The organism is Spiroplasma endosymbiont of Melieria omissa (assembly GCF_964031175.1).
Taxonomy (GTDB): domain Bacteria; phylum Bacillota_I; class Bacilli_A; order Mycoplasmatales; family VBWQ01; genus Spiroplasma_E; species Spiroplasma_E ixodetis_A.
Map to the genome: position 1 here is coordinate 1,268,937 of NZ_OZ035012.1, position 19,691 is coordinate 1,288,627.

A 19,691-nucleotide genomic window follows, 5' to 3' on the forward strand; every position below is an offset into this window, starting at 1 on the left:
TAAACAAGAAGATTTTTTAAAAGAAATAGCTAAAATAATGAATGAAGATTTAGTATATATTGATGAATCTGGAATTGATGATAATGAATTTTATAAATATGGTTGATCTGAAAAAGGTAAAAGATTATTTGATAATAAACCCGCATATAAAATAAAGAGAATGAGTATAATTGGTTCACTAAATAAAGGTAAATTAAAAGCCTTATGAGCATTTGAAGGACATTGCAATAGTAAAATTTTTGAATCATATGTTAAAAATAAACTAATTCCAGTATTAAAGCGTGGACAAATTATAGTTTTAGATAATGTAACGTTTCATAAATCTAAATTAACACAACAATTAATTGAAAATGCTGGATGCAAACTATTATTTCTTCCGCCATATTCTCCTAATTTAAATCCAATTGAACATTTTTGATTTGCTATAAAACATAATATAAGAAAAATATTACCAAATTATTGACCAAATATTAAAAAAGCGATTGATTTTGTTTTTCAAGATATGAGTAAACATTACTTTAGTTAGCTATAGATAATAATATTACTAATATTTCTTTAAAAAATTGAAATAAAAAAATAAGTGAAGATATATGTTTTTATTTAAATGAAAAATATGAATGAAATATAAAAATATCAAATCATGATGAAGCAGATAGTGGATGGGTTACACTTTATTGGACACTAATTACGTAGACAAGTGAACAAATTAGTTGAAAGAAAGGAACTATAATTATGGCCAATATTAATTCATATACCGATGAATTTAAAAAACAAATAGTAGCTTTATATCAAAGCGGCAAATCAGTATCTTACCTTGCTAAAGAATATAATGTTACAAGAGCAGCTACTTATAATTGAATTAAGCAATTTACTAATTCAGGTAGTTTTAAAGCTAAAGATAATCGTTCTGTTGAAGAAAATGAATTAATTAAATTAAGAAAAGAATTAAAACAATTACGAATGGAAAATGATATTTTAAAGCAAGCAGCACTAATAATAGGCAGAAAATAGAAATTATTACAAACAATAAGTTTAAATATAAAATTCGCACAATGTGTCATTTTTTAAAAATTTCTAAATCAACATATTATTTTAATTTAAAGAAAAAAGAAAATAAAATTCAAAATAATATTTATGATGAAGCTATTATTAGTGCTTTTAAAGAAAATAAATGTGTTTATGGAACAAGAAGATTAAAAGTAATATTAGAAAACCAAGAAATTTATTTATCAAGACGAAAAATTAAAGAAATTATGAATAAGCATAATTTAATATCAAAATACACTAAATTATCATTCAAAAATCATAATAACAAAGTAAATGATGAAAAAATCACTAATCTTGTGAATAGAAACTTTAATAATAGGCTTAAAAATGAAGTTATTGTCAGTGATTTAACTTATGTTCAAGTTAATGGTAAATGAAACTATATTTGCTTATTAATTGACCTATTTAACCGCGAAATTATTGGACATAGTGTAGGTACTAGAAAAGATGCCTTATTAGTACATCAAGCATTTATGCAATCAAATCGCTGTTTAAAAGATATTCAAATATTTCATAGTGATTGTGGTAATGAATTTAATAATAAAATTATTGATAAACTTTTACTAGCATTCAATATTACTCGCTCTTTAAGCAAAAAAGGTTGTCCTTATGACAATGCTGTTGCTGAAGCAACTTTTAAAACTTTCAAAACTGAATTTATTAATGATAAAAATTTTAGATCATTAATCCAATTAAAATTAGAATTATTTGATTACATCAATTGATACAACAACATAAGAATCCACAGCACTTTAAACTACTTAACTCCAGTTAATTATCAAAAACAAATGTCTACCAAAAAATAGTCCTAAAAAGTGTTGCCATTCCAAATATTTTTTTAATACTTTTATCATAAAAAATGTATTAGACTTACTGCATAACGTTTTTAAGTTTTAATGATAAATTATAAAATGGTAATGTTTAGTAATCTGTGTAACTTACAAAAATAACTATGTTTAATTAATTCTAGTAAATATAATTAAATGACTAGAAAGAGTGAGTTACAGATGGCTAAAAAACAAAGTATTAATAATAATGATCCAATATCAAAAGCAGTAGATTTATTACTAGAAAATACTGAAGATTTAACAACAGTATTTAAAGAAGGAGGATTATATAAAGAATTAACAAAAAGATTAGTAGAAAAGATGTTAAATTCTGAAATGCAAAATTATTTAGGGTATGAAAAAAATCAACATAGTAATAGTGAAAATGCTCGTAATGGTATAAGTTCAAAAAAATTAATAACTCAACAAGGTAAAATTGAAATTAATGTACCAAGAGATCGTAATAGTGATTTTACTCCTGTAATAGTTGCAAAAAGACAGAGAAGATTTGATGGCTTTGATCAACAAGTTCTTTCACTATATGCCAAAGGAATGACTTTATCAGATATTAGAATGCAGTTGCAAGAGTTATATCATGGTGCAGATATTAGTGAAAGTGTTATTAGTCAAATTACTGATGATGTGATAGATGATGTCAAGGCGTGGCAAAATCGACCATTAGAAAGTATTTATTCTATTGTTTATTTTGATTGTATAGTAGTTAAAGTACGGCAAGATAAACGCATTATTAACAAATCAGTTTATATAGCATTAGGAGTGGATTTAGAAGGCAAAAAAGATGTTTTAGGTTTATGAATTAGTGAAAATGAAGGTTCTAAATTTTGACTAGCTAATTTTACAGAAATGAAAAATCGAGGCTTAAATGATATTTTGATTGCTTGTAGTGATAATTTAACAGGCATGTCAGAAGCAATACAAGCAGTTTATCCTAAAACTGAACATCAATTATGCATAGTTCATCAAATTAGAAATAGTTTAAAATATGTTTCATACAAACATCGAAAAACCTTAGTTGCAGATTTAAAACCAATTTATAGTGCATGTAGTGAAGAACAAGCAATGCAAGCTTTAGAATCATTTGAAAGTAAATGAAATAAACAATATCCGCAAATTACTAAATCTTGATATAAAAATTGAGATAATTTAATGGTTTTTATTAGTTATCCACCAGAAATTAAAAGAGTGATTTATACTACAAATGCTATTGAATCTGTTAATAGTCAATTACGAAAAGTTATCAGAAATAAAAAAGTTTTTCCTAATGATATGGCAGTTTTCAAAATATTTTACTTAGCAATTGAAAATATAACAAAAAAATGAACAATGCCCATTCAAAATTGAAATACAGCAATTGCTCATTTTATGATAAAATTTGAAGATAGAATTAATCTGAACTAGTAACTTTGTAAAACAAAGATACACAGATTACATAAAAGCCTCATCTTCAAAAACAAAATCAATCGCTTTTTTAATATTTGGTCAATAATTTGGTAATATTTTTCTTATATTATGTTTTATAGCAAATCAAAAATGTTCAATTGGATTTAAATTAGGAGAATATGGCGGAAGAAATAATAGTTTGCATCCAGCATTTTCAATTAATTGTTGTGTTAATTTAGATTTATGAAACGTTGCATTATCTAAAACTATAATTTGTCCACGCTTTAATACTGGAATTAGTTTATTTTTAACATATGATTCAAAAATTTTACTATTGCAATGTCCTTCAAATGCTCATAAGGCTTTTAATTTACCTTTATTTAGTGAACCAATTATACTCATTCTCTTTATTTTATATGCGGGTTTATTATCAAATAATCTTTTACCTTTTTCAGATCAACCATATTTATAAAATTCATTATCATCAATTCCAGATTCATCAATATATACTAAATCTTCATTCATTATTTTAGCTATTTCTTTTAAAAAATCTTCTTGTTTATTTTTATCTCTTTGTTCATATAGAAAAGTTTTTTTTATATGTATAATTTAGTTTTTTAAAATAGTTATAAACTGTTTCTTTAGTCATATTTCCAAATTTATCAATTACTTTTTGAACTGTAACATCTTTATTTTCTGCTAAATAATTTTTTAATTCATCTAAATCCTTTATTTTGTGGCTATGTCCTTTTTGATAATTCAAAATTGGTTTTATATGCCCAGTTTCTTTTTTTCTTTTTCTTCATAAAAATAAAGTCTTTCTAGTGATATTGAACACTTTACAAATTTCTTTAATTTTCATATTTTTACTTTCATAAGCTTCTATTACTTTTCTTCGTAAGTCTTCACTGTATGGTTTTGGCATAATTTAATCTTCCTAATCTATTTTAATTATTGCTGAATTGTACTTTTAAATTCAAAAACTGTTTAAATTACATATTATTATTTTACATTATTTATGAGTAAATATTACTTTAGTTAGCTATAACTCTTGCAACTGCATTCTAATATCTGATAAAGTCATTCCTTTGGCATATAGTGAAAGAACTTGTTGATCAAAGCCATCAAATCTTCTCTGTCTTTTTGCAACTATTACAGGAGTAAAATCACTATTACGATCTCTTGGTACATTAATTTCAATTTTACCTTGTTGAGTTATTAATTTTTTTGAACTTATACCATTACGAGCATTTTCACTATTACTATGTTGATTTTTTTCATACCCTAAATAATTTTGCATTTCAGAATTTAACATCTTTTCTACTAATCTTTTTGTTAATTCTTTATATAATCCTCCTTCTTTAAATACTGTTGTTAAATCTTCAGTATTTTCTAGTAATAAATCTACTGCTTTTGATATTGGATCATTATTATTAATACTTTGTTTTTTAGCCATCTGTATTCAATCATTATTATAGCGCTATTACGATCTGTTTTTTCTGCTGTGGTTATGTAAATTGCATGTGGTAAACCTTGAGAATCAACAATAATATGACGCTTTATTCCTGAAATCTTTTTACCAGCATCATAACCTTTATTTTCAGTAGTATCTGTATTTTTAACACTTTGCGAATCAATTATACAAAAACTAGTTTGTTCTTTGCGATTATTGTTGATACGAACTTTTTTAACCAATTTTTTTTAAAATTAATTGCCATACACTAGCTTCTTTACCGTTATTTTTACTTCAAATTTGAAAATAATAATATACAGTTTGTCATTTTGGAAAATTTTTTGGTAGCATTCTTCATTGACAACCACTTTTTAATACATATAAAATTGCACAAAATACTTCATATAAATCTAAACTTCTTGGTTTTGTTTTCTTTTTGCTATTTTCTAAAATTGATTTTATGTTCTCAAATTGTTCTTTGGTGACATGACTTGGATAATTTTTATGCATAATATATACCTCTGATTTTAAAATATATAATCATTTTACATTATTTTCGAAAAGATTCTAAACAGGTTCTAATATTTAAATACACTTATTGTATTTTTAAAAATTAAAAAATAAGAATATATTTTGTTTAATTGCTTATTTTCTAGTACCATGTAAAAAAGAAAAATATGTTCCAACAGCAAACAAACCAATAAATGTTAGGCAAGAAAATACTGGTTGATAAATATTGGTGAATGATAGTTTATAATCAACTGAAGGAACAATCTGAAAAAAAATATAATAATTTTTATCACTTTGACTATAAAAAATAAAATTAATTCAAGTTATATATTTTTGTGGTACAAAATATCCAATAATAATGGTTGGTGTTGAAATTGTATATGTCATATCAATAAAAAAGTCACCAAATAAAATAGAAGTTAAAAAAAATTATATTAATTGTTTGAATTATATAAGGATTTTTTATAGAACCAGAAATTAATAAAGCCAAGAAAAAAATAACAATAATATTTAGACTAATACTAAATATAAGACCAAATCATTGTGAAAAAGTTTTCATTGCTAATATTCATACTGTCATGATATTAGTTCCTTGTAACTGATCAAGAAAAAATAAATATCCAAGTAATATAAATACTGTACAAAAAGAAATAACAAAAATAACAATTAATAAACTTAAAATAAATGCAATCTTATTGATACCAAAATTGTGTAATTGTTTTAAAAAACTGATTCGCGTCATTGACAAATAAGATGACCAATTAAAAAAATATTAAATAATATTGGTAATAAAATATAACTAGAAACTATAATATAACGATTATATTTAATAATTGACTGTGATGTTAAAAAATAAACTAAACTAAGTAAAATAACAGGCATTATTAAAAAGTAAATATAAGTTCTAAATGTTTTTAAAATTGTTTTAAACATATAACTTATACAATGACTAAAAATTACTATACTATTTTTATTTTTCATATTTCACCTTTAAATTTCTATATTAAACACAAATGATTGTTGAGCAATAACATTATTGTTATAAACTGGTTTAATCATTAATTTTAACTGATTATGAATAGATTTTAAATTTTTTAAAAATAATAGTTTTGACTAGTTTCGCCAACACGATATCATTTTTTTTCATCAAAATAATAAATAGCATAATAACTTAAATTTTCAATATTAACAGCATCTCATTGAAAACGAGCATTGTATAATATTTGATTATTAACTGTTCAATTAATTACGTATTCTGATTTTGGATTTGAAATTACTGTATTTTCTTTGATTTGATTATTAGTTGTTGGGCTATTTATTTCAAATTCACCAACATTAAACTTAAAATTATTATTAGTTGCTTTAATTTGTAATCCTAATTTAGAAATACGATTAAAAGTATTAATACCACCAATTTTCTTTAAATCCAAAGTAATTTTAACTCAACCACCTTGTAACTCTTCTTCATTATTTGGTGAAAAAGTTTGACGGTTTGCTATTAACGATTTTTGATCAGTAGTAGTAACTAAAAAATTAACTTTAGCATTATTATCACCATTAGTATTATAAATAAAACTGATCTGATGGTCATTTTTAATTAAATTAGTTCCCATAATATCTCAATCATAAACTTTACTTGTATTTCAATCGCCATTAATTATACTACCTTCTTCATTAAAACCCGAACCAATAGCAATTGAATTTCCTTTTTCATACACTTGATCATAATCATAAAAACCAGAAATTTTAGAGATATCTAATGGTTGTTCTGGATGAGCATCATCACAAATTTTTCATTGATAAGTTAGTTTTCTTATTTAAAATTTGATTATCATCAAATAAAGTAGTTCGTTCTTTAACTAAATCACCAATGCCATAACTTGATGAGTTATAACCATTATTAGTTAAATAATTATAAATAGTATCTTTAACAAATGGATTTGGTTTTCCTTTAGTAACTGCAGTTTTTATTCTAGGATCCGATATAAATGCTGCCTCTTGATAATTATCACTTGCATTTCAACCTTGATAATCATTTGCATTATTATTTGCTTGCATACCAATATTATTATTTCTAATAAAAGTATTTGTTCCTGAAAATTGAATATTATTAAATAAATTTGTTGTTTGTGTCGCAAATAAATAAGCTCTAGTACCATTAACATTATGATTTTTAGCTCAATTATAAGCATACGTTCCAAATGTTCCAGCACCATTATCTAAAAAATCAGAAATTCCAGTATACACATTTTTATTATATTGAGGTTTACCAGCAATCATTGTTTCTGCATACCCTAATTGTCGAAAATCATAACTTCCAAAAAATTGGGCATTAGCTCCAGCATCAAGAATAGTATTTAAATTTTTACCACTATAATTTGGATAATCTGTTAAAAATGATGTTGTTTTATCTGGTGTTTCACCAAAAGTTAATTGAATATCAGTTGGTGTAACTTCACCATTAGTTTTACGATAACCACTATCTGCCATTTTTAATGTTTCTATATCATTATATCCACTAACACCTTTTGAAACTGTAGCACCATTACGATAAAAAATTATTTTTAATGCTTGAATATTTGGATCACTAGCAGTAGCTACTTTATAATTAAATTCTTTAATAATTTCGGCCATAACATTATAATCTAAAACTGTACCATTGGGAGCAGCGCCGTTTGGTTCATTATTAATAAATCAACCATCAAAGCCATTATAATTAGCAATATTAATTAAAATATCAACTATTTTATAAGTACCATCACTATTTTTGCTAAGAAAATCTTTTAACATTTCTTTTGTTAAACCATGATATCCATCAAGAAAAAGATTACCAAATATTGGTGTTCCATTAATGTGTGCACTATCAATAACATCAGCTGGTGATGGAACAATTGGCCCTTCAAATCAAGAACCTGATCAATTAATAAAATAATTAGTATATTGTCAATTTAATGGTGTATTTTCAAATGGATTTTTTGTCCCCACTATTGTATTATCAAAAGTACGATGTTTTCGTGTTGAAAATCCTAGTTGATTATAATTAATATTTTCATCTTGGTTACTTGAATTGTATGTTGCTACAAATTGACGTTTCTGTAAAGGTACTGTTGCTCGATTATACTTTTCATCATAGTCTTTTTGTGGATTCCAATCTAAAATTGAATTCATTCTTAAATATTTTCGAGCTGAAGAAGTTATGCCAAAATCAGAAACATAATTACCATTAGGCATAAAACCTTTATTCAAAGGAACGCCAGTCACTGCTTGTTTTTTAATGTTTTGTGTTCATTGAAAACCAGTATTAAATTTTGAATAATTTAAATAATGACCAGTATTGCTTGGTTTAACATTTCCCAAATCATTAATATTACCAATATTATTAATAATATTTTGCGAGTTAGTATTATCAAAATTAATACCATCTCCATAATCTGAATTTGTTCAGTCAAAATTTGGTAAACCATTTAAATAATCACTACCATCTAAACTACCAATATTACAAGCAACTACTAAACTAGCAGGAGCAGAAATTAAACTAAAAACACCAAAAAGTAATAATATTTTTTTCATTAATTTTTATCCTTTCATTCCTCAATTAAAAAATCTTTTTGATAAATAAGAAAACAACATAGTAAATATCAAGATTCCAATTAATGTTTGCCAAATACTAGTAAAAACAACAAATGATATTTCATTATAATTTTGAATAATTTGACTTATTCCTAGTGAATCTAAAAATTGATATGAAGTAATCAACATATTAAACCAAATAAAATATTTAGTTGGACACAAATAACCAATAACAATAAATATTAAATTATTGTTAGTTACTATTGGTTGAATTAAAACATCCGAAAAAATAATGAAAAATATGGTAAAAATAGCAAGCATTACAAATGATAAATTAAACTTGGGAAAAAATGTTGTAATAAATATGTTAGCAACTGTTAAAAAAAATGTTAAAAATATCATAGCAAATATATAGAAAATTCAAATAAATCATCTAATATTAAAAAGCAAATTTAGATGAAAATTAAATATTGAAATTAAAGAATAAATATTATAACAAATAATATTAATACTTACTGATAATGATACCATTATTAAATTTGATAAAAAAATTATTAAAATAATATAATATTCATTAATACCAATTATTTTTATTTTTTTTAAAAAGTTTTTCTTTCGCCACTCAATCATAAATATTCCTAAATAAAAAGATGAAATAAAAACTGATATTGATAAAAAATTTAACAAAATGGGGGGGTAAAATCTGATAATAACTATAATTATTTCATAATCACGATGATAATGCAGAAATTAAAAAACCTAATAAAAATACAAAAATATAAGTTCTAGGATTTATAAAAATTACTTTTGAAATTAAAGAAAAAAGTCTTGAAAATTTAGAAATAGTACTTTGTTTGAATAATTCTTTAGTTACCATTAACTTCATTTTGATAATACTCCACGATCATTTTACGTAAACTACCATATTTTTGTGTTAATTGCATCAATACTTTGGTCTTGATAAATTTCACCATTTTTTAAAATTACTACCCGATCACAAAGTAATTTAACTTCTTCTGGTGTGTGTGTGAAACAATTAATAAATTAATTTTTTTAATTTCTTTTCATGACTTAATAAAATTAACAAGTTTAATTTGCATTTTTAAATCTAAACCAGTAACTAACTCATCTAAAATTAAAATTTCAGGATCATTTAAAATTGATAAAAAACAATTAAATCTTTGTCTTTGACCACCCGAAAGTAAAGAAATTTCTTTTTTCAAAATATCATTTAACTCAAAAACATCAATTAATCCTTTTCCTTCTTCACTTTTAATATATTTTTTATTTTTATAAAATTTAATTAAATCAATAATTTGTGTACCAACTGGTCAATAACCTTCTTGAAATTAAACACAAATTTTCCGACTAACCTTTTTACCAACATCATCAAGAAATAATACTTTACCTGATGTTGGTTTTAAAACTTGTGAAATAATTTCAACCAAAGTAGTTTTACCAGAACCATTAGCACCTAAAATAGCAAGTGATTGTGAAGCAGGTATCTCTAAATTAATATTTTTTAAAACCTGATTTTTACCATAATTTTTACTTATATTTTCTAGAATAATCATTTTTATTTTCCTTGTAAATTATTATTTAAAATTTCTTCATATAATTGATTAAACATTTTTTTGATATCAGAATCCAAAATTAATAGTGGCTTTACTGTATTGGCAATGGGTGGTTTATTTCACATATAGCTAACTAAAGTAATGTTTACTCATATCTTGAAAAACAAAATCAATCGCTTTTTTAATATTTGGTCAATAATTTGGTAATATTTTTCTTATATTATGTTTTATAGCAAATCAAAAATGTTCAATTGGATTTAAATTAGGAGAATATGGCGGAAGAAATAATAGTTTGCATCCAGCATTTTCAATTAATTGTTGTGTTAATTTAGATTTATGAAACGTTGCATTATCTAAAACTATAATTTGTCCACGCTTTAATACTGGAATTAGTTTATTTTTAACATATGATTCAAAAATTTTACTATTGCAATGTCCTTCAAATGCTCATAAGGCTTTTAATTTACCTTTATTTAGTGAACCAATTATACTCATTCTCTTTATTTTATATGCGGGTTTATTATCAAATAATCTTTTACCTTTTTCAGATCAACCATATTTATAAAATTCATTATCATCAATTCCAGATTCATCAATATATACTAAATCTTCATTCATTATTTTAGCTATTTCTTTTAAAAAATCTTCTTGTTTATTTTTATCTCTTTGTTCATATAGAAAAGTTTTTTTTATATGTATAATTTAGTTTTTTAAAATAGTTATAAACTGTTTCTTTAGTCATATTTCCATATTTATCAATTACTTTTTGAACTGTAACATCTTTATTTTCTGCTAAATAATTTTTTAATTCATCTAAATCCTTTATTTTGTGGCTATGTCCTTTTTGATAATTCAAAATTGGTTTTATATGCCCAGTTTCTTTTTTTCTTTTTCTTCATAAAAATAAAGTCTTTCTAGTGATATTGAACACTTTACAAATTTCTTTAATTTTCATATTTTTACTTTCATAAGCTTCTATTACTTTTCTTCGTAAGTCTTCACTGTATGGTTTTGGCATAATTTAATCTTCCTAATCTATTTTAATTATTGCTGAATTGTACTTTTAAATTCAAAAACTGTTTAAATTACATATTATTATTTTACATTATTTATGAGTAAACATTACTTTAGTTAGCTATATATTCACCTTTGTTATTTCGTTCCACATATTTATCAAAAGTATAAAAATCAATATCAATTGATTTTTCAATTGTTCTACCTAAATCTTGAATTCAAATTTTTACTCATTGAAAATAAAAACCAGCTTCAAAATACTTCATAACTCATAAGTTTAAATATTCATTTGCATTAATATAATTACTACTTGGATCATTAATTTTATTAATAGTAAACTCAATAAAATATGTTCGCAATGTTAAAGCCATGTATATTTGCATTGATTGTGAATGAATAATTTTATTATTAATATAATCATTAATATCTGCTGTTAGTATACCAATTTCATCATAGCCAGGTTTACCAGCATTTTTACTTGCTGAATCACGGTATTTATCAAATTCAGCAAGATAAAAATTATTAAAACCATTAACAATATTATCATTAGTTTTACCTACTTTATCAATAGCATCTTGATATAAAAATTGTCAAACATTTAATTGATTTCTATCTTTTTTTGGTCAACCACGTGTTGGATAAAGAATATCATTTATACTATTTATTTGATCAAAACTATTATTTACTAAAAATGTAATAACATTGCTAATTGATGTTATAAAAATAAACATTATAAATAAAATCCATAAATATTTCTTCATATTTCCTCTTTAATATTAGTTATAAAAGTAAGGATATCATAAATAAGAATTTTATTCATTATTTTATTATACTTTTTATGATTTCTTCAACAAGAAAATTTTCACCAAAAATTTCATTAATATTAGCATTTTCAATGATATTAGTAATAGTTGCTAAATTATATTTTTGTTTTTCTAGTTTTTTTTCTAAACTAGTAGTACCTGCTGAGCCTAGGAAATCACCATATATTTTAATATTTTCAATAATTCCTGCCTTAACATTCATTCAAACGTGAATAGTTCCTTTACTAGGAAAAAGTGTTTTATGTTTTAAATCAAAATCTGGAGATTTACCATAAACTCAATCTCAAGTTCGATATTTAGTATTTGCTAATGATTCAATATCAGCAATCATTTTTTCAGAAAATTCCATAATCTTTGTATTTTTTGTACTTTTTAATTGTTCAATAATTAAATTTTGAAATTCTTCAATTGTTATTGGTGGATTTAATAATGGTAAAATATTTGTTACTCGTGCTTGTACTGATTTAATACCTTTTGATTTTAATTTATCCAAATCAGGTTTTAATACTTTTGGTAACATTTGCATATCAACATTAAAAAGAATAGTACCATGATGTAAAATTCGATTTTTATATGTATATTGGGCATTACCCGATATTTTTTTATCATCAACTAAAATATCATTTTTACCACTAAATTGAGCATTTAAACCTAGACTTTGTAAAACATTAACTATTGGTTTTGTAAAAAGAGCATAATTACGAGCATTATCTTTATTTTTATCAAAAATAAAAGTAAAATTTAAATTTCCTAAATCTTGATAAACAGCTCCACCACCAGATAATCTTCGTACAACATTAACTTTTTTTGTTCTTACATATTCATTATTAATTTCTTCAATTGTATTTTGGTTTCTACCAACAACAATAGTATTATTATTTTGTCATAATAATAAGATTTCATCAGTTATATAAGGATTAGTAATCAAATATTCTTCGGCTGCTAAATTAAAATATGGGTCTTTGCTATTATTAATATAATAAATCATTATTAATTTAATCTCCTTTATCTTCAGTTTTAAAATTTGTTCATTTATTAACAAATTTTAAAGTAGTTTTCCAATATGTATCATAATCGGTAGTGACGGCTCTTATATGTTTAGCAAATGGCATAATTAATAATTCACTTATTGTTTCTTCTTCATAATTTATTTTCTCTTCATACATTTTTTGTGCCATTGTTGCTGGTACAGTTTCATCATCATTACCATGAATAAATAATACAGGAATTGAAGAACAATATTTTAATTTATTAATAGGATCAACTATTAATATTAAATTTATCTTTTAACCTAAAGAAAAATTTAACACCATAATAAAATCAAAATCAATGAAGGTTAAAGTATTGTTTACCCATAATTTTAATAATATGACTAAAACTATCAAATCCACAATCAGAAATTGCACATTTAACACCAAATTTACCAGTATCAAATCGAGATATTGTTTCCAAAACAGTACTAGCACCCATACTATTACCAATTAAAGTAATATTGGGGGGTTGTTTAAAATCTGTTTCTGTTAAATAATTATTAAGACTTAAAATAACAGCATATAAATCATCTGCTTCTTTATTGCCAAAAGTAATTGCATCATGAATATTATTACTACCATGACCTCTTGTATCATAAGTAACAATACTATATCCCTGCTCATAAAAATGTTTAACTAAATATAAAATGCTATAGCGATTTTGTTGTCAACCATGAGTTGCAATTATTCATTTATGATTTTTATTAGATTGATGATTATTAATGAAAAAAGCTGATAACAAGCGATTATCATAAGTAGTTATCGTCATATCTTGTGCTTCCATCATATCCCAATTACTATCATCAATCATTAGTTGTAGAGAATTTTGTAATTCCATATCTCGATTATAAAAACTCAAAGTATTGAGATCAATTTTATCAAAATTTGGCTTAGTACTTCGTCCAATTCGTTGAAAATTTTCTATAACATTTCGCATCATTAAACCAATAAAAAAATTAGTAATTAAAAAAGGAATAATCCATAATGGAAAAGTAAATATCAAAATAATTTTTAATCATCAAGCAATTTTATATTTACTTTCTTTAACTGGTGAAGTCATTCTTGCTCTAAGTTTTAAATATTTTTCATTACTAACCATTATATTTTATTCCTCTCAAAATTAATTTGATAAGGCAATCTATTTTTTCTTACCTTTTAAATATGGATCTGGATATGTAACATCTTCTTTTGTTAAAATTCCTGTTGCTAAAAGTGCTGCCGCAGTAACAAAGTTATAAGGCTTATTAAAGTGTGGTAAAAAATACATATCAATTAATGGAATTTCATCAATAGTAACCTTTTTCAATATTGCTAATGAAAACATTGCAATTGTTTCTGTATGATCATGAGTTGAACCAATTTCAGCTCCAACAATACGACGAGAACTCTTTTCTCATATAATTTTAATTTTTACTTCATGATTTTCACTCATAAAAGGTGGAAACACTGTATCTTGATAAAAATATGCTTCTACATTATTAGAACCTAAAATTGCTTTTGCAGAAACTTCTGATAAACCAGTAGCACATAGCTTTCAACCAAAAACAGCAATTGCATTTGTTCCTTGAACACCAGGAAAGGCGATTCTTGTTTTAGGATCTGTTTTTGCAACATTTAATCCAGCAATTAAACCACTACGTACAGCATTAGTTGCTAAGGCAATATTAACATTTTTATTTCAAGCATTTGAACGAATATTAATACAATCACCAATTGCATAAACATTAGGATCTGAAGTTTGAAAATATTCATTAACTTCAATTGCACCACGAGGATCTAAGTTAAGTTGAACTTTACCATTCTCATCTTTCAAGATAGCAGTATTTGGTAAGAAACCAACAGCCATAATTACTAAATCAGCTTTATATGTTCCTTTATTAGTTTTTACTTCACTCACTTTATCATCTTTAATAATAAATTCTTGTAAAGTTTCTCTTAATTGTAATTTTACTCCTACTTTTTTCATATCTGCTTCAACATCATTTGTAAATTCTTCATCATAATAACGAGGCATAATACGATTTTCAAAATCAATTAAAGTAACTTCTTTTTTATCTTTATAAAAAGCTTCTACTAATTCAATACCAATATAACCGGCACCAATTACTACTACTTTTTTTACTTCCGGTTTACTCAAATCAGAAATAATTTCTTGAGCATGTTGGTATAGTTTTGATAAATGAATGCCATTTGTTAATTTAACACCATTTAAAGTATCTTTAACAATCGCACCATCTTTATGAGCAATTAAACCAGGAATTTCTTTACCACCTGGATTTAAGATTGGTCATGAACCAATTCCTAATACTAACTTATCATAATTTTCAGTAAATACTTCATTAGTATCTAAATTTTTAATAGTAACAGTTTTTGCTTTACTATCATATTTAATCATTTCATGTTTTTCTTTAATTTTAACACCTAATGCTCTTAACTTTTCAATTGTGGCATAAAATAATCCTTTTGGATCAGTAAATTCTTTACCAACTCAAAGCGCAATTCCACATCCTAAAAATGAAATATTATCATTACGATCATATGCTACTACTTCACTATTTGGATTAGACCTCATAATTGCCTTTAGTGCTGTTGTTCCGGCATGATTAACACCTATAACAAGTATCTTTTGTTTTCTTTCCATGCTAAAATCCTCTCTTACTTATTACTTTTTTTCAATTTCTTTTATTGTGTAATCACAAATACAATTATATATTATTTTATCACTTTTTATTTAATAGTTACAACTCTTTCTTTGTTCAGTAAATGAATATAACAATAATTTTAAGAAGCTGAAATTGCCATTGCTGATGGACTACTTCCATCATGATCATGATGATATTTATTAATTTCTAATAAGCCACGACAAGTATCTCAATTATTATTTAAGAACGGCTTATTAGTTTGTTTATTTTTTTTGTCATAATTATTTATTTTATTTATCATGCTTTTATCAAAATTTTCAATTTCATCTTTTTCAAAAATTTTAAAAATTTTCTTTTCTTTAATGTCTTTATATGTCATACTTTTTTCTCCTTGAATCTTTAAAGTATTTATTTTTAATTAAAATTTAATAATTATTAAGTATTTTCACTTAATTTAAACATTATATAGCTAACTAAAGTAATATTTACTCATAAATAATGTAAAATAATAATATGTAATTTAAACAGTTTTTGAATTTAAAAGTACAATTCAGCAATAATTAAAATAGATTAGGAAGATTAAATTATGCCAAAACCATACAGTGAAGACTTACGAAGAAAAGTAATAGAAGCTTATGAAAGTAAAAATATGAAAATTAAAGAAATTTGTAAAGTGTTCAATATCACTAGAAAGACTTTATTTTTATGAAGAAAAAGAAAAAAAGAAACTGGGCATATAAAACCAATTTTGAATTATCAAAAAAGACATAGCCACAAAATAAAGGATTTAGATGAATTAAAAAATTATTTAGCAGAAAATAAAGATGTTACAGTTCAAAAAGTAATTGATAAATTTGGAAATATGACTAAAGAAACAGTTTATAACTATTTTAAAAAACTAAATTATACATATAAAAAAAACTTTTCTATATGAACAAAGAGATAAAAATAAACAAGAAGATTTTTTAAAAGAAATAGCTAAAATAATGAATGAAGATTTAGTATATATTGATGAATCTGGAATTGATGATAATGAATTTTATAAATATGGTTGATCTGAAAAAGGTAAAAGATTATTTGATAATAAACCCGCATATAAAATAAAGAGAATGAGTATAATTGGTTCACTAAATAAAGGTAAATTAAAAGCCTTATGAGCATTTGAAGGACATTGCAATAGTAAAATTTTTGAATCATATGTTAAAAATAAACTAATTCCAGTATTAAAGCGTGGACAAATTATAGTTTTAGATAATGCAACGTTTCATAAATCTAAATTAACACAACAATTAATTGAAAATGCTGGATGCAAACTATTATTTCTTCCGCCATATTCTCCTAATTTAAATCCAATTGAACATTTTTGATTTGCTATAAAACATAATATAAGAAAAATATTACCAAATTATTGACCAAATATTAAAAAAGCGATTGATTTTGTTTTTCAAGATATGAGTAAACATTACTTTAGTTAGCTATATATCAAAACAAAAAAACTTAATATATTTTTTTTATTTTTTAAATATTTTTTAATAAATTATATGTATCTTGACAAATCATTAATTCTTCATTTGTTCTAATTTTAAAAATAGGAACTTCTGATTGTTTATCACTAATTTCTAAGTAATCATTATACTTATCATTATTTTTATTAGTTACTAATTTTAAAGTAAACACTTTAATTTCCTCAATAACTAATTGACGAATAATTGCAGAATTTTCACCAATACCTGCTGTAAATACTAATGCATCAATATTACTATCTAAATCATTACCATATTGAACAATATAATTAGCAATTCTTTGAACAAACATTTTTATTGCTAATTGTGATTGTAAATGATATTTATGGTTTTTATCATTACTACTTGCAAGAACATCACGTAAATCAGAAGAATGTCCACTAATTCCTAATAAACCTGAACTTTTATTTAAATCATTAGTAATAGTTTCAATAGTTGCTTCTGCTTTAACATTACACATATAACCATGAATAGAAGGGTCAATGATACCACTTCTAGAACCCATAATTAAACCATCTAATGGTGTTAATCCCATGCTAGTATTAAAACTTTTACCATTTTTAATAGCACAAATACTAGCACCATTACCTAAATGACAAATAATAGCATTAATCTTATCTTTTGGTTTATTTAAAATATTAGTTAATTTATCTAAAATATAACGATAACTAGTACCATGAAAACCATATCTTCTTACCTCATATGTTTTATATCAATCATATGGAACTGAGTAAAGATATTTTTCTTCAGGAATAGTACTATGAAATGAAGTATCAAATACTGCCACATGTTTAGCATGTGGAACTAATTTTTGAAAAGATGATAATCCTTTTAAAGCTGGTGGATTATGTAATGGTGCTAATGGAATACATGCTTTGATACCAGCAATGACTTTCTCATCAATAATAATTGAGTTATTAAATTTTTGACCACCGTGAACCATACGATGACCAATTCGTTTAATATCATCAAAATTATTAATGACCTTATATTCAATTAATGCATCAATAACTGTTTGCGCTCCTATAACATGATCGGCAATATCTTTCGTTACTTCATGTTTAATAAAGTTATCACCATTAGCAATTTCAATAATAAAATTACTATTTTTAATAGCTATCCTTTCAACTAAACCTTTACAAAGAATAGTAAAATGAGGTTGTTTATCATTATTAATAGCATTAAAAAGTTGAAATTTAATAGAACTACTTCCAGCATTAATAACTAAAATTTTATTTTGTTCTGACATATTTGTTTTATCTCCTTATTAATTCTTAATTAATGTTTGAATAGCAGTGATCAATGCTGTGTAATAAATGTCATCAATAGTAGCACCACGAGAAAGATCATTAACTGGCTGATTTAAACCCAAAACAATAGGACCAATAGCTTTATAATCACCTAATCTTTGGGCAATTTTATAACCAATATTAGCAGCATCTAAAGTTGGGAAAATAAATGCATTACAATGATTTTTAATTGTTAATTCTGGGAATTTTTTATTTCGCACTTCTTGATCTCAAGCAGCATCAAATTGAATTGGTCCTGCTACTTGCACATTCTTTAATTTTAATTGCTGAACAAAGTTAGTAGCATTACGTACTTTATTAACACTTTCACCACTACCACTAGTATTAGTAGAATAAGATAACATTGCTAATTTAATTGGATTAAATTCTAAAAGTTCGCCAAAGTGAATTGTAGATTTTGCAATATCTGCTAATTGTTCAGCTGTTGGATTTAAATTAATTGAACCATCACTAAATAAAAATATTTCTTCATTTTTATTCATAATAAATGTACTTGAAACAGTTTTAGTACCTGGTTTTGGTCCAATAATTTGTAAAGCCGGACGTAAAATATCAGCAGTAGTAAAAGTAATACCACCAACGAAACCATTAACTTCTTTATTATTTAATAACATCATTCCATAGTAATTACGACTTAATAGCAATTTATTAGCTGCTTCTAAAGTTAAACCCTTTGCTTTTCTTAATTCATATAATTGATTAGTAAAATTTGTTACTTGATTTTCTTCAATAGATAATGTTTTAATATTAGAATTTTTAATATTACTAGGAATTTCTTTATCATTATTAAATAATAAAACTGGTGTAATAAAATTTTTAACAGGTGAATTATCATTAATAATTTTTAAAGCTACTGCCTGTACTTTTTCATTATCCCCTTCTGGAAATAAAATTCTGATTGATGTTTTGCTTTTTTGTAAAATAGATAAAATAAAATCTAATAATTTCATATTATCTTCTCTCCT

Annotated in this window: 21 protein-coding genes and 3 pseudogenes; 5 read left to right on the top strand and 19 right to left on the bottom strand. The window is 24.1% G+C overall.

Annotation, left to right across the window (positions count from 1 at the left end):
- Nucleotides 1-37: 37 nt before the first annotated feature.
- The 3 genes from ACQH26_RS08300 (at nt 38) to ACQH26_RS08310 (ending at nt 3,293) form a co-directional block, all read left to right on the top strand.
- A complete protein-coding gene (locus tag ACQH26_RS08300) occupies nt 38-526 on the top strand; it encodes an IS630 family transposase (protein WP_425382230.1) in 489 nt (162 codons plus the stop codon).
- 206 nt (nt 527-732) lie between these two features.
- Nucleotides 733-1,853, top strand: a protein-coding gene (locus ACQH26_RS08305; protein WP_425381867.1) for an IS3 family transposase whose coding sequence is annotated in 2 segments (ribosomal slippage) — nt 733-1,003 and nt 1,003-1,853 — 1,122 coding nt in all. Because the reading frame shifts where the segments join, the coding sequence is not laid out codon by codon here.
- 201 nt (nt 1,854-2,054) lie between these two features.
- Nucleotides 2,055-3,293, top strand: a complete 1,239-nt coding sequence (locus ACQH26_RS08310; protein WP_425383069.1) for an IS256 family transposase — start codon at nt 2,055-2,057, stop codon at nt 3,291-3,293.
- 27 nt (nt 3,294-3,320) lie between these two features.
- Here ACQH26_RS08310 and ACQH26_RS08315 read toward each other — a convergent pair whose 3' ends face one another.
- The 17 genes and pseudogenes from ACQH26_RS08315 to ACQH26_RS08395 form a co-directional block, all read right to left on the bottom strand.
- Nucleotides 3,321-3,800 (bottom strand): IS630 family transposase, encoded by a 480-nt coding sequence (locus tag ACQH26_RS08315; RefSeq protein WP_425382231.1) that lies wholly within the window; start codon nt 3,798-3,800, stop codon nt 3,321-3,323.
- A 40-nt stretch (nt 3,801-3,840) separates the two neighbouring features.
- Nucleotides 3,841-4,200: a helix-turn-helix domain-containing protein gene (locus ACQH26_RS08320; RefSeq protein ID WP_425381863.1), complete on the bottom strand. Its 360-nt coding sequence runs from the start codon at nt 4,198-4,200 to the stop codon at nt 3,841-3,843.
- 120 nt (nt 4,201-4,320) lie between these two features.
- Nucleotides 4,321-4,731, bottom strand: a pseudogene (locus ACQH26_RS08325) (transposase); the annotation flags it as partial.
- Nucleotides 4,732-4,748: 17 nt separating this feature from the next.
- Nucleotides 4,749-5,238: pseudogene (locus ACQH26_RS08330) on the bottom strand (IS5 family transposase); the annotation flags it as partial.
- A gap of 135 nt (nt 5,239-5,373) precedes the next feature.
- Nucleotides 5,374-5,625 (bottom strand): hypothetical protein, encoded by a 252-nt coding sequence (locus ACQH26_RS08335; protein WP_425382232.1) that lies wholly within the window; start codon nt 5,623-5,625, stop codon nt 5,374-5,376.
- Nucleotides 5,626-6,332: 707 nt separating this feature from the next.
- The gene (locus ACQH26_RS08340) at nt 6,333-6,956 is read right to left on the bottom strand and encodes a hypothetical protein (protein WP_425382233.1); all 624 of its coding nucleotides are present in this window, start codon (nt 6,954-6,956) and stop codon (nt 6,333-6,335) included.
- A 28-nt stretch (nt 6,957-6,984) separates the two neighbouring features.
- Nucleotides 6,985-8,808: an endo-beta-N-acetylglucosaminidase gene (locus tag ACQH26_RS08345; protein WP_425382234.1), complete on the bottom strand. Its 1,824-nt coding sequence runs from the start codon at nt 8,806-8,808 to the stop codon at nt 6,985-6,987.
- Between the two features lie 6 nt (nt 8,809-8,814).
- Nucleotides 8,815-9,210, bottom strand: coding sequence for a hypothetical protein (locus ACQH26_RS08350; RefSeq protein WP_425382235.1), 396 nt, complete (start codon nt 9,208-9,210; stop codon nt 8,815-8,817).
- A gap of 584 nt (nt 9,211-9,794) precedes the next feature.
- Nucleotides 9,795-10,382 (bottom strand): annotated as a pseudogene (locus ACQH26_RS08355) (ATP-binding cassette domain-containing protein).
- Nucleotides 10,383-10,511: 129 nt separating this feature from the next.
- Nucleotides 10,512-11,000 carry an IS630 family transposase gene (locus ACQH26_RS08360; RefSeq protein ID WP_425381862.1) on the bottom strand — a complete coding sequence of 163 codons (489 nt, stop codon included), beginning with the start codon at nt 10,998-11,000 and terminating at the stop codon, nt 10,512-10,514.
- Nucleotides 11,001-11,040: 40 nt separating this feature from the next.
- A complete protein-coding gene (locus ACQH26_RS08365) occupies nt 11,041-11,400 on the bottom strand; it encodes a helix-turn-helix domain-containing protein (RefSeq protein ID WP_425381993.1) in 360 nt (119 codons plus the stop codon).
- Nucleotides 11,401-11,509: 109 nt separating this feature from the next.
- Nucleotides 11,510-12,127 carry a hypothetical protein gene (locus ACQH26_RS08370; RefSeq protein WP_425382236.1) on the bottom strand — a complete coding sequence of 206 codons (618 nt, stop codon included), beginning with the start codon at nt 12,125-12,127 and terminating at the stop codon, nt 11,510-11,512.
- A gap of 88 nt (nt 12,128-12,215) precedes the next feature.
- Nucleotides 12,216-13,208, bottom strand: a complete 993-nt coding sequence (locus tag ACQH26_RS08375) for a lipoate--protein ligase (protein WP_425382237.1) — start codon at nt 13,206-13,208, stop codon at nt 12,216-12,218.
- Between the two features lie 7 nt (nt 13,209-13,215).
- A complete protein-coding gene (locus ACQH26_RS08380) occupies nt 13,216-13,386 on the bottom strand; it encodes a hypothetical protein (RefSeq protein WP_425382238.1) in 171 nt (56 codons plus the stop codon).
- A gap of 85 nt (nt 13,387-13,471) precedes the next feature.
- Nucleotides 13,472-14,350, bottom strand: a complete 879-nt coding sequence (locus tag ACQH26_RS08385) for an alpha/beta hydrolase (protein ID WP_425382239.1) — start codon at nt 14,348-14,350, stop codon at nt 13,472-13,474.
- Between the two features lie 39 nt (nt 14,351-14,389).
- Nucleotides 14,390-15,892, bottom strand: a complete 1,503-nt coding sequence (locus ACQH26_RS08390) for an FAD-dependent oxidoreductase (RefSeq protein ID WP_425382240.1) — start codon at nt 15,890-15,892, stop codon at nt 14,390-14,392.
- Between the two features lie 140 nt (nt 15,893-16,032).
- The gene (locus ACQH26_RS08395) at nt 16,033-16,272 is read right to left on the bottom strand and encodes a hypothetical protein (RefSeq protein ID WP_425382241.1); all 240 of its coding nucleotides are present in this window, start codon (nt 16,270-16,272) and stop codon (nt 16,033-16,035) included.
- A 207-nt stretch (nt 16,273-16,479) separates the two neighbouring features.
- Here ACQH26_RS08395 and ACQH26_RS08400 point away from each other — a divergent pair, with 207 nt between their 5' ends.
- Both ACQH26_RS08400 and ACQH26_RS08405 read left to right on the top strand, forming a co-directional pair.
- Nucleotides 16,480-16,839, top strand: coding sequence for an IS630 transposase-related protein (locus tag ACQH26_RS08400; RefSeq protein WP_425382242.1), 360 nt, complete (start codon nt 16,480-16,482; stop codon nt 16,837-16,839).
- Nucleotides 16,840-16,879: 40 nt separating this feature from the next.
- Nucleotides 16,880-17,368, top strand: a complete 489-nt coding sequence (locus tag ACQH26_RS08405; RefSeq protein WP_425381862.1) for an IS630 family transposase — start codon at nt 16,880-16,882, stop codon at nt 17,366-17,368.
- Between the two features lie 43 nt (nt 17,369-17,411).
- On the opposite strand, the gene ACQH26_RS08410 is transcribed toward ACQH26_RS08405, so the two are convergent.
- Nucleotides 17,412-18,665 carry an acetate kinase gene (locus ACQH26_RS08410; RefSeq protein ID WP_425382243.1) on the bottom strand — a complete coding sequence of 418 codons (1,254 nt, stop codon included), beginning with the start codon at nt 18,663-18,665 and terminating at the stop codon, nt 17,412-17,414.
- Between the two features lie 18 nt (nt 18,666-18,683).
- Nucleotides 18,684-19,676, bottom strand: coding sequence for a phosphate acetyltransferase (gene pta / locus ACQH26_RS08415; protein WP_425382244.1), 993 nt, complete (start codon nt 19,674-19,676; stop codon nt 18,684-18,686).
- Nucleotides 19,677-19,691: the final 15 nt, after the last annotated feature.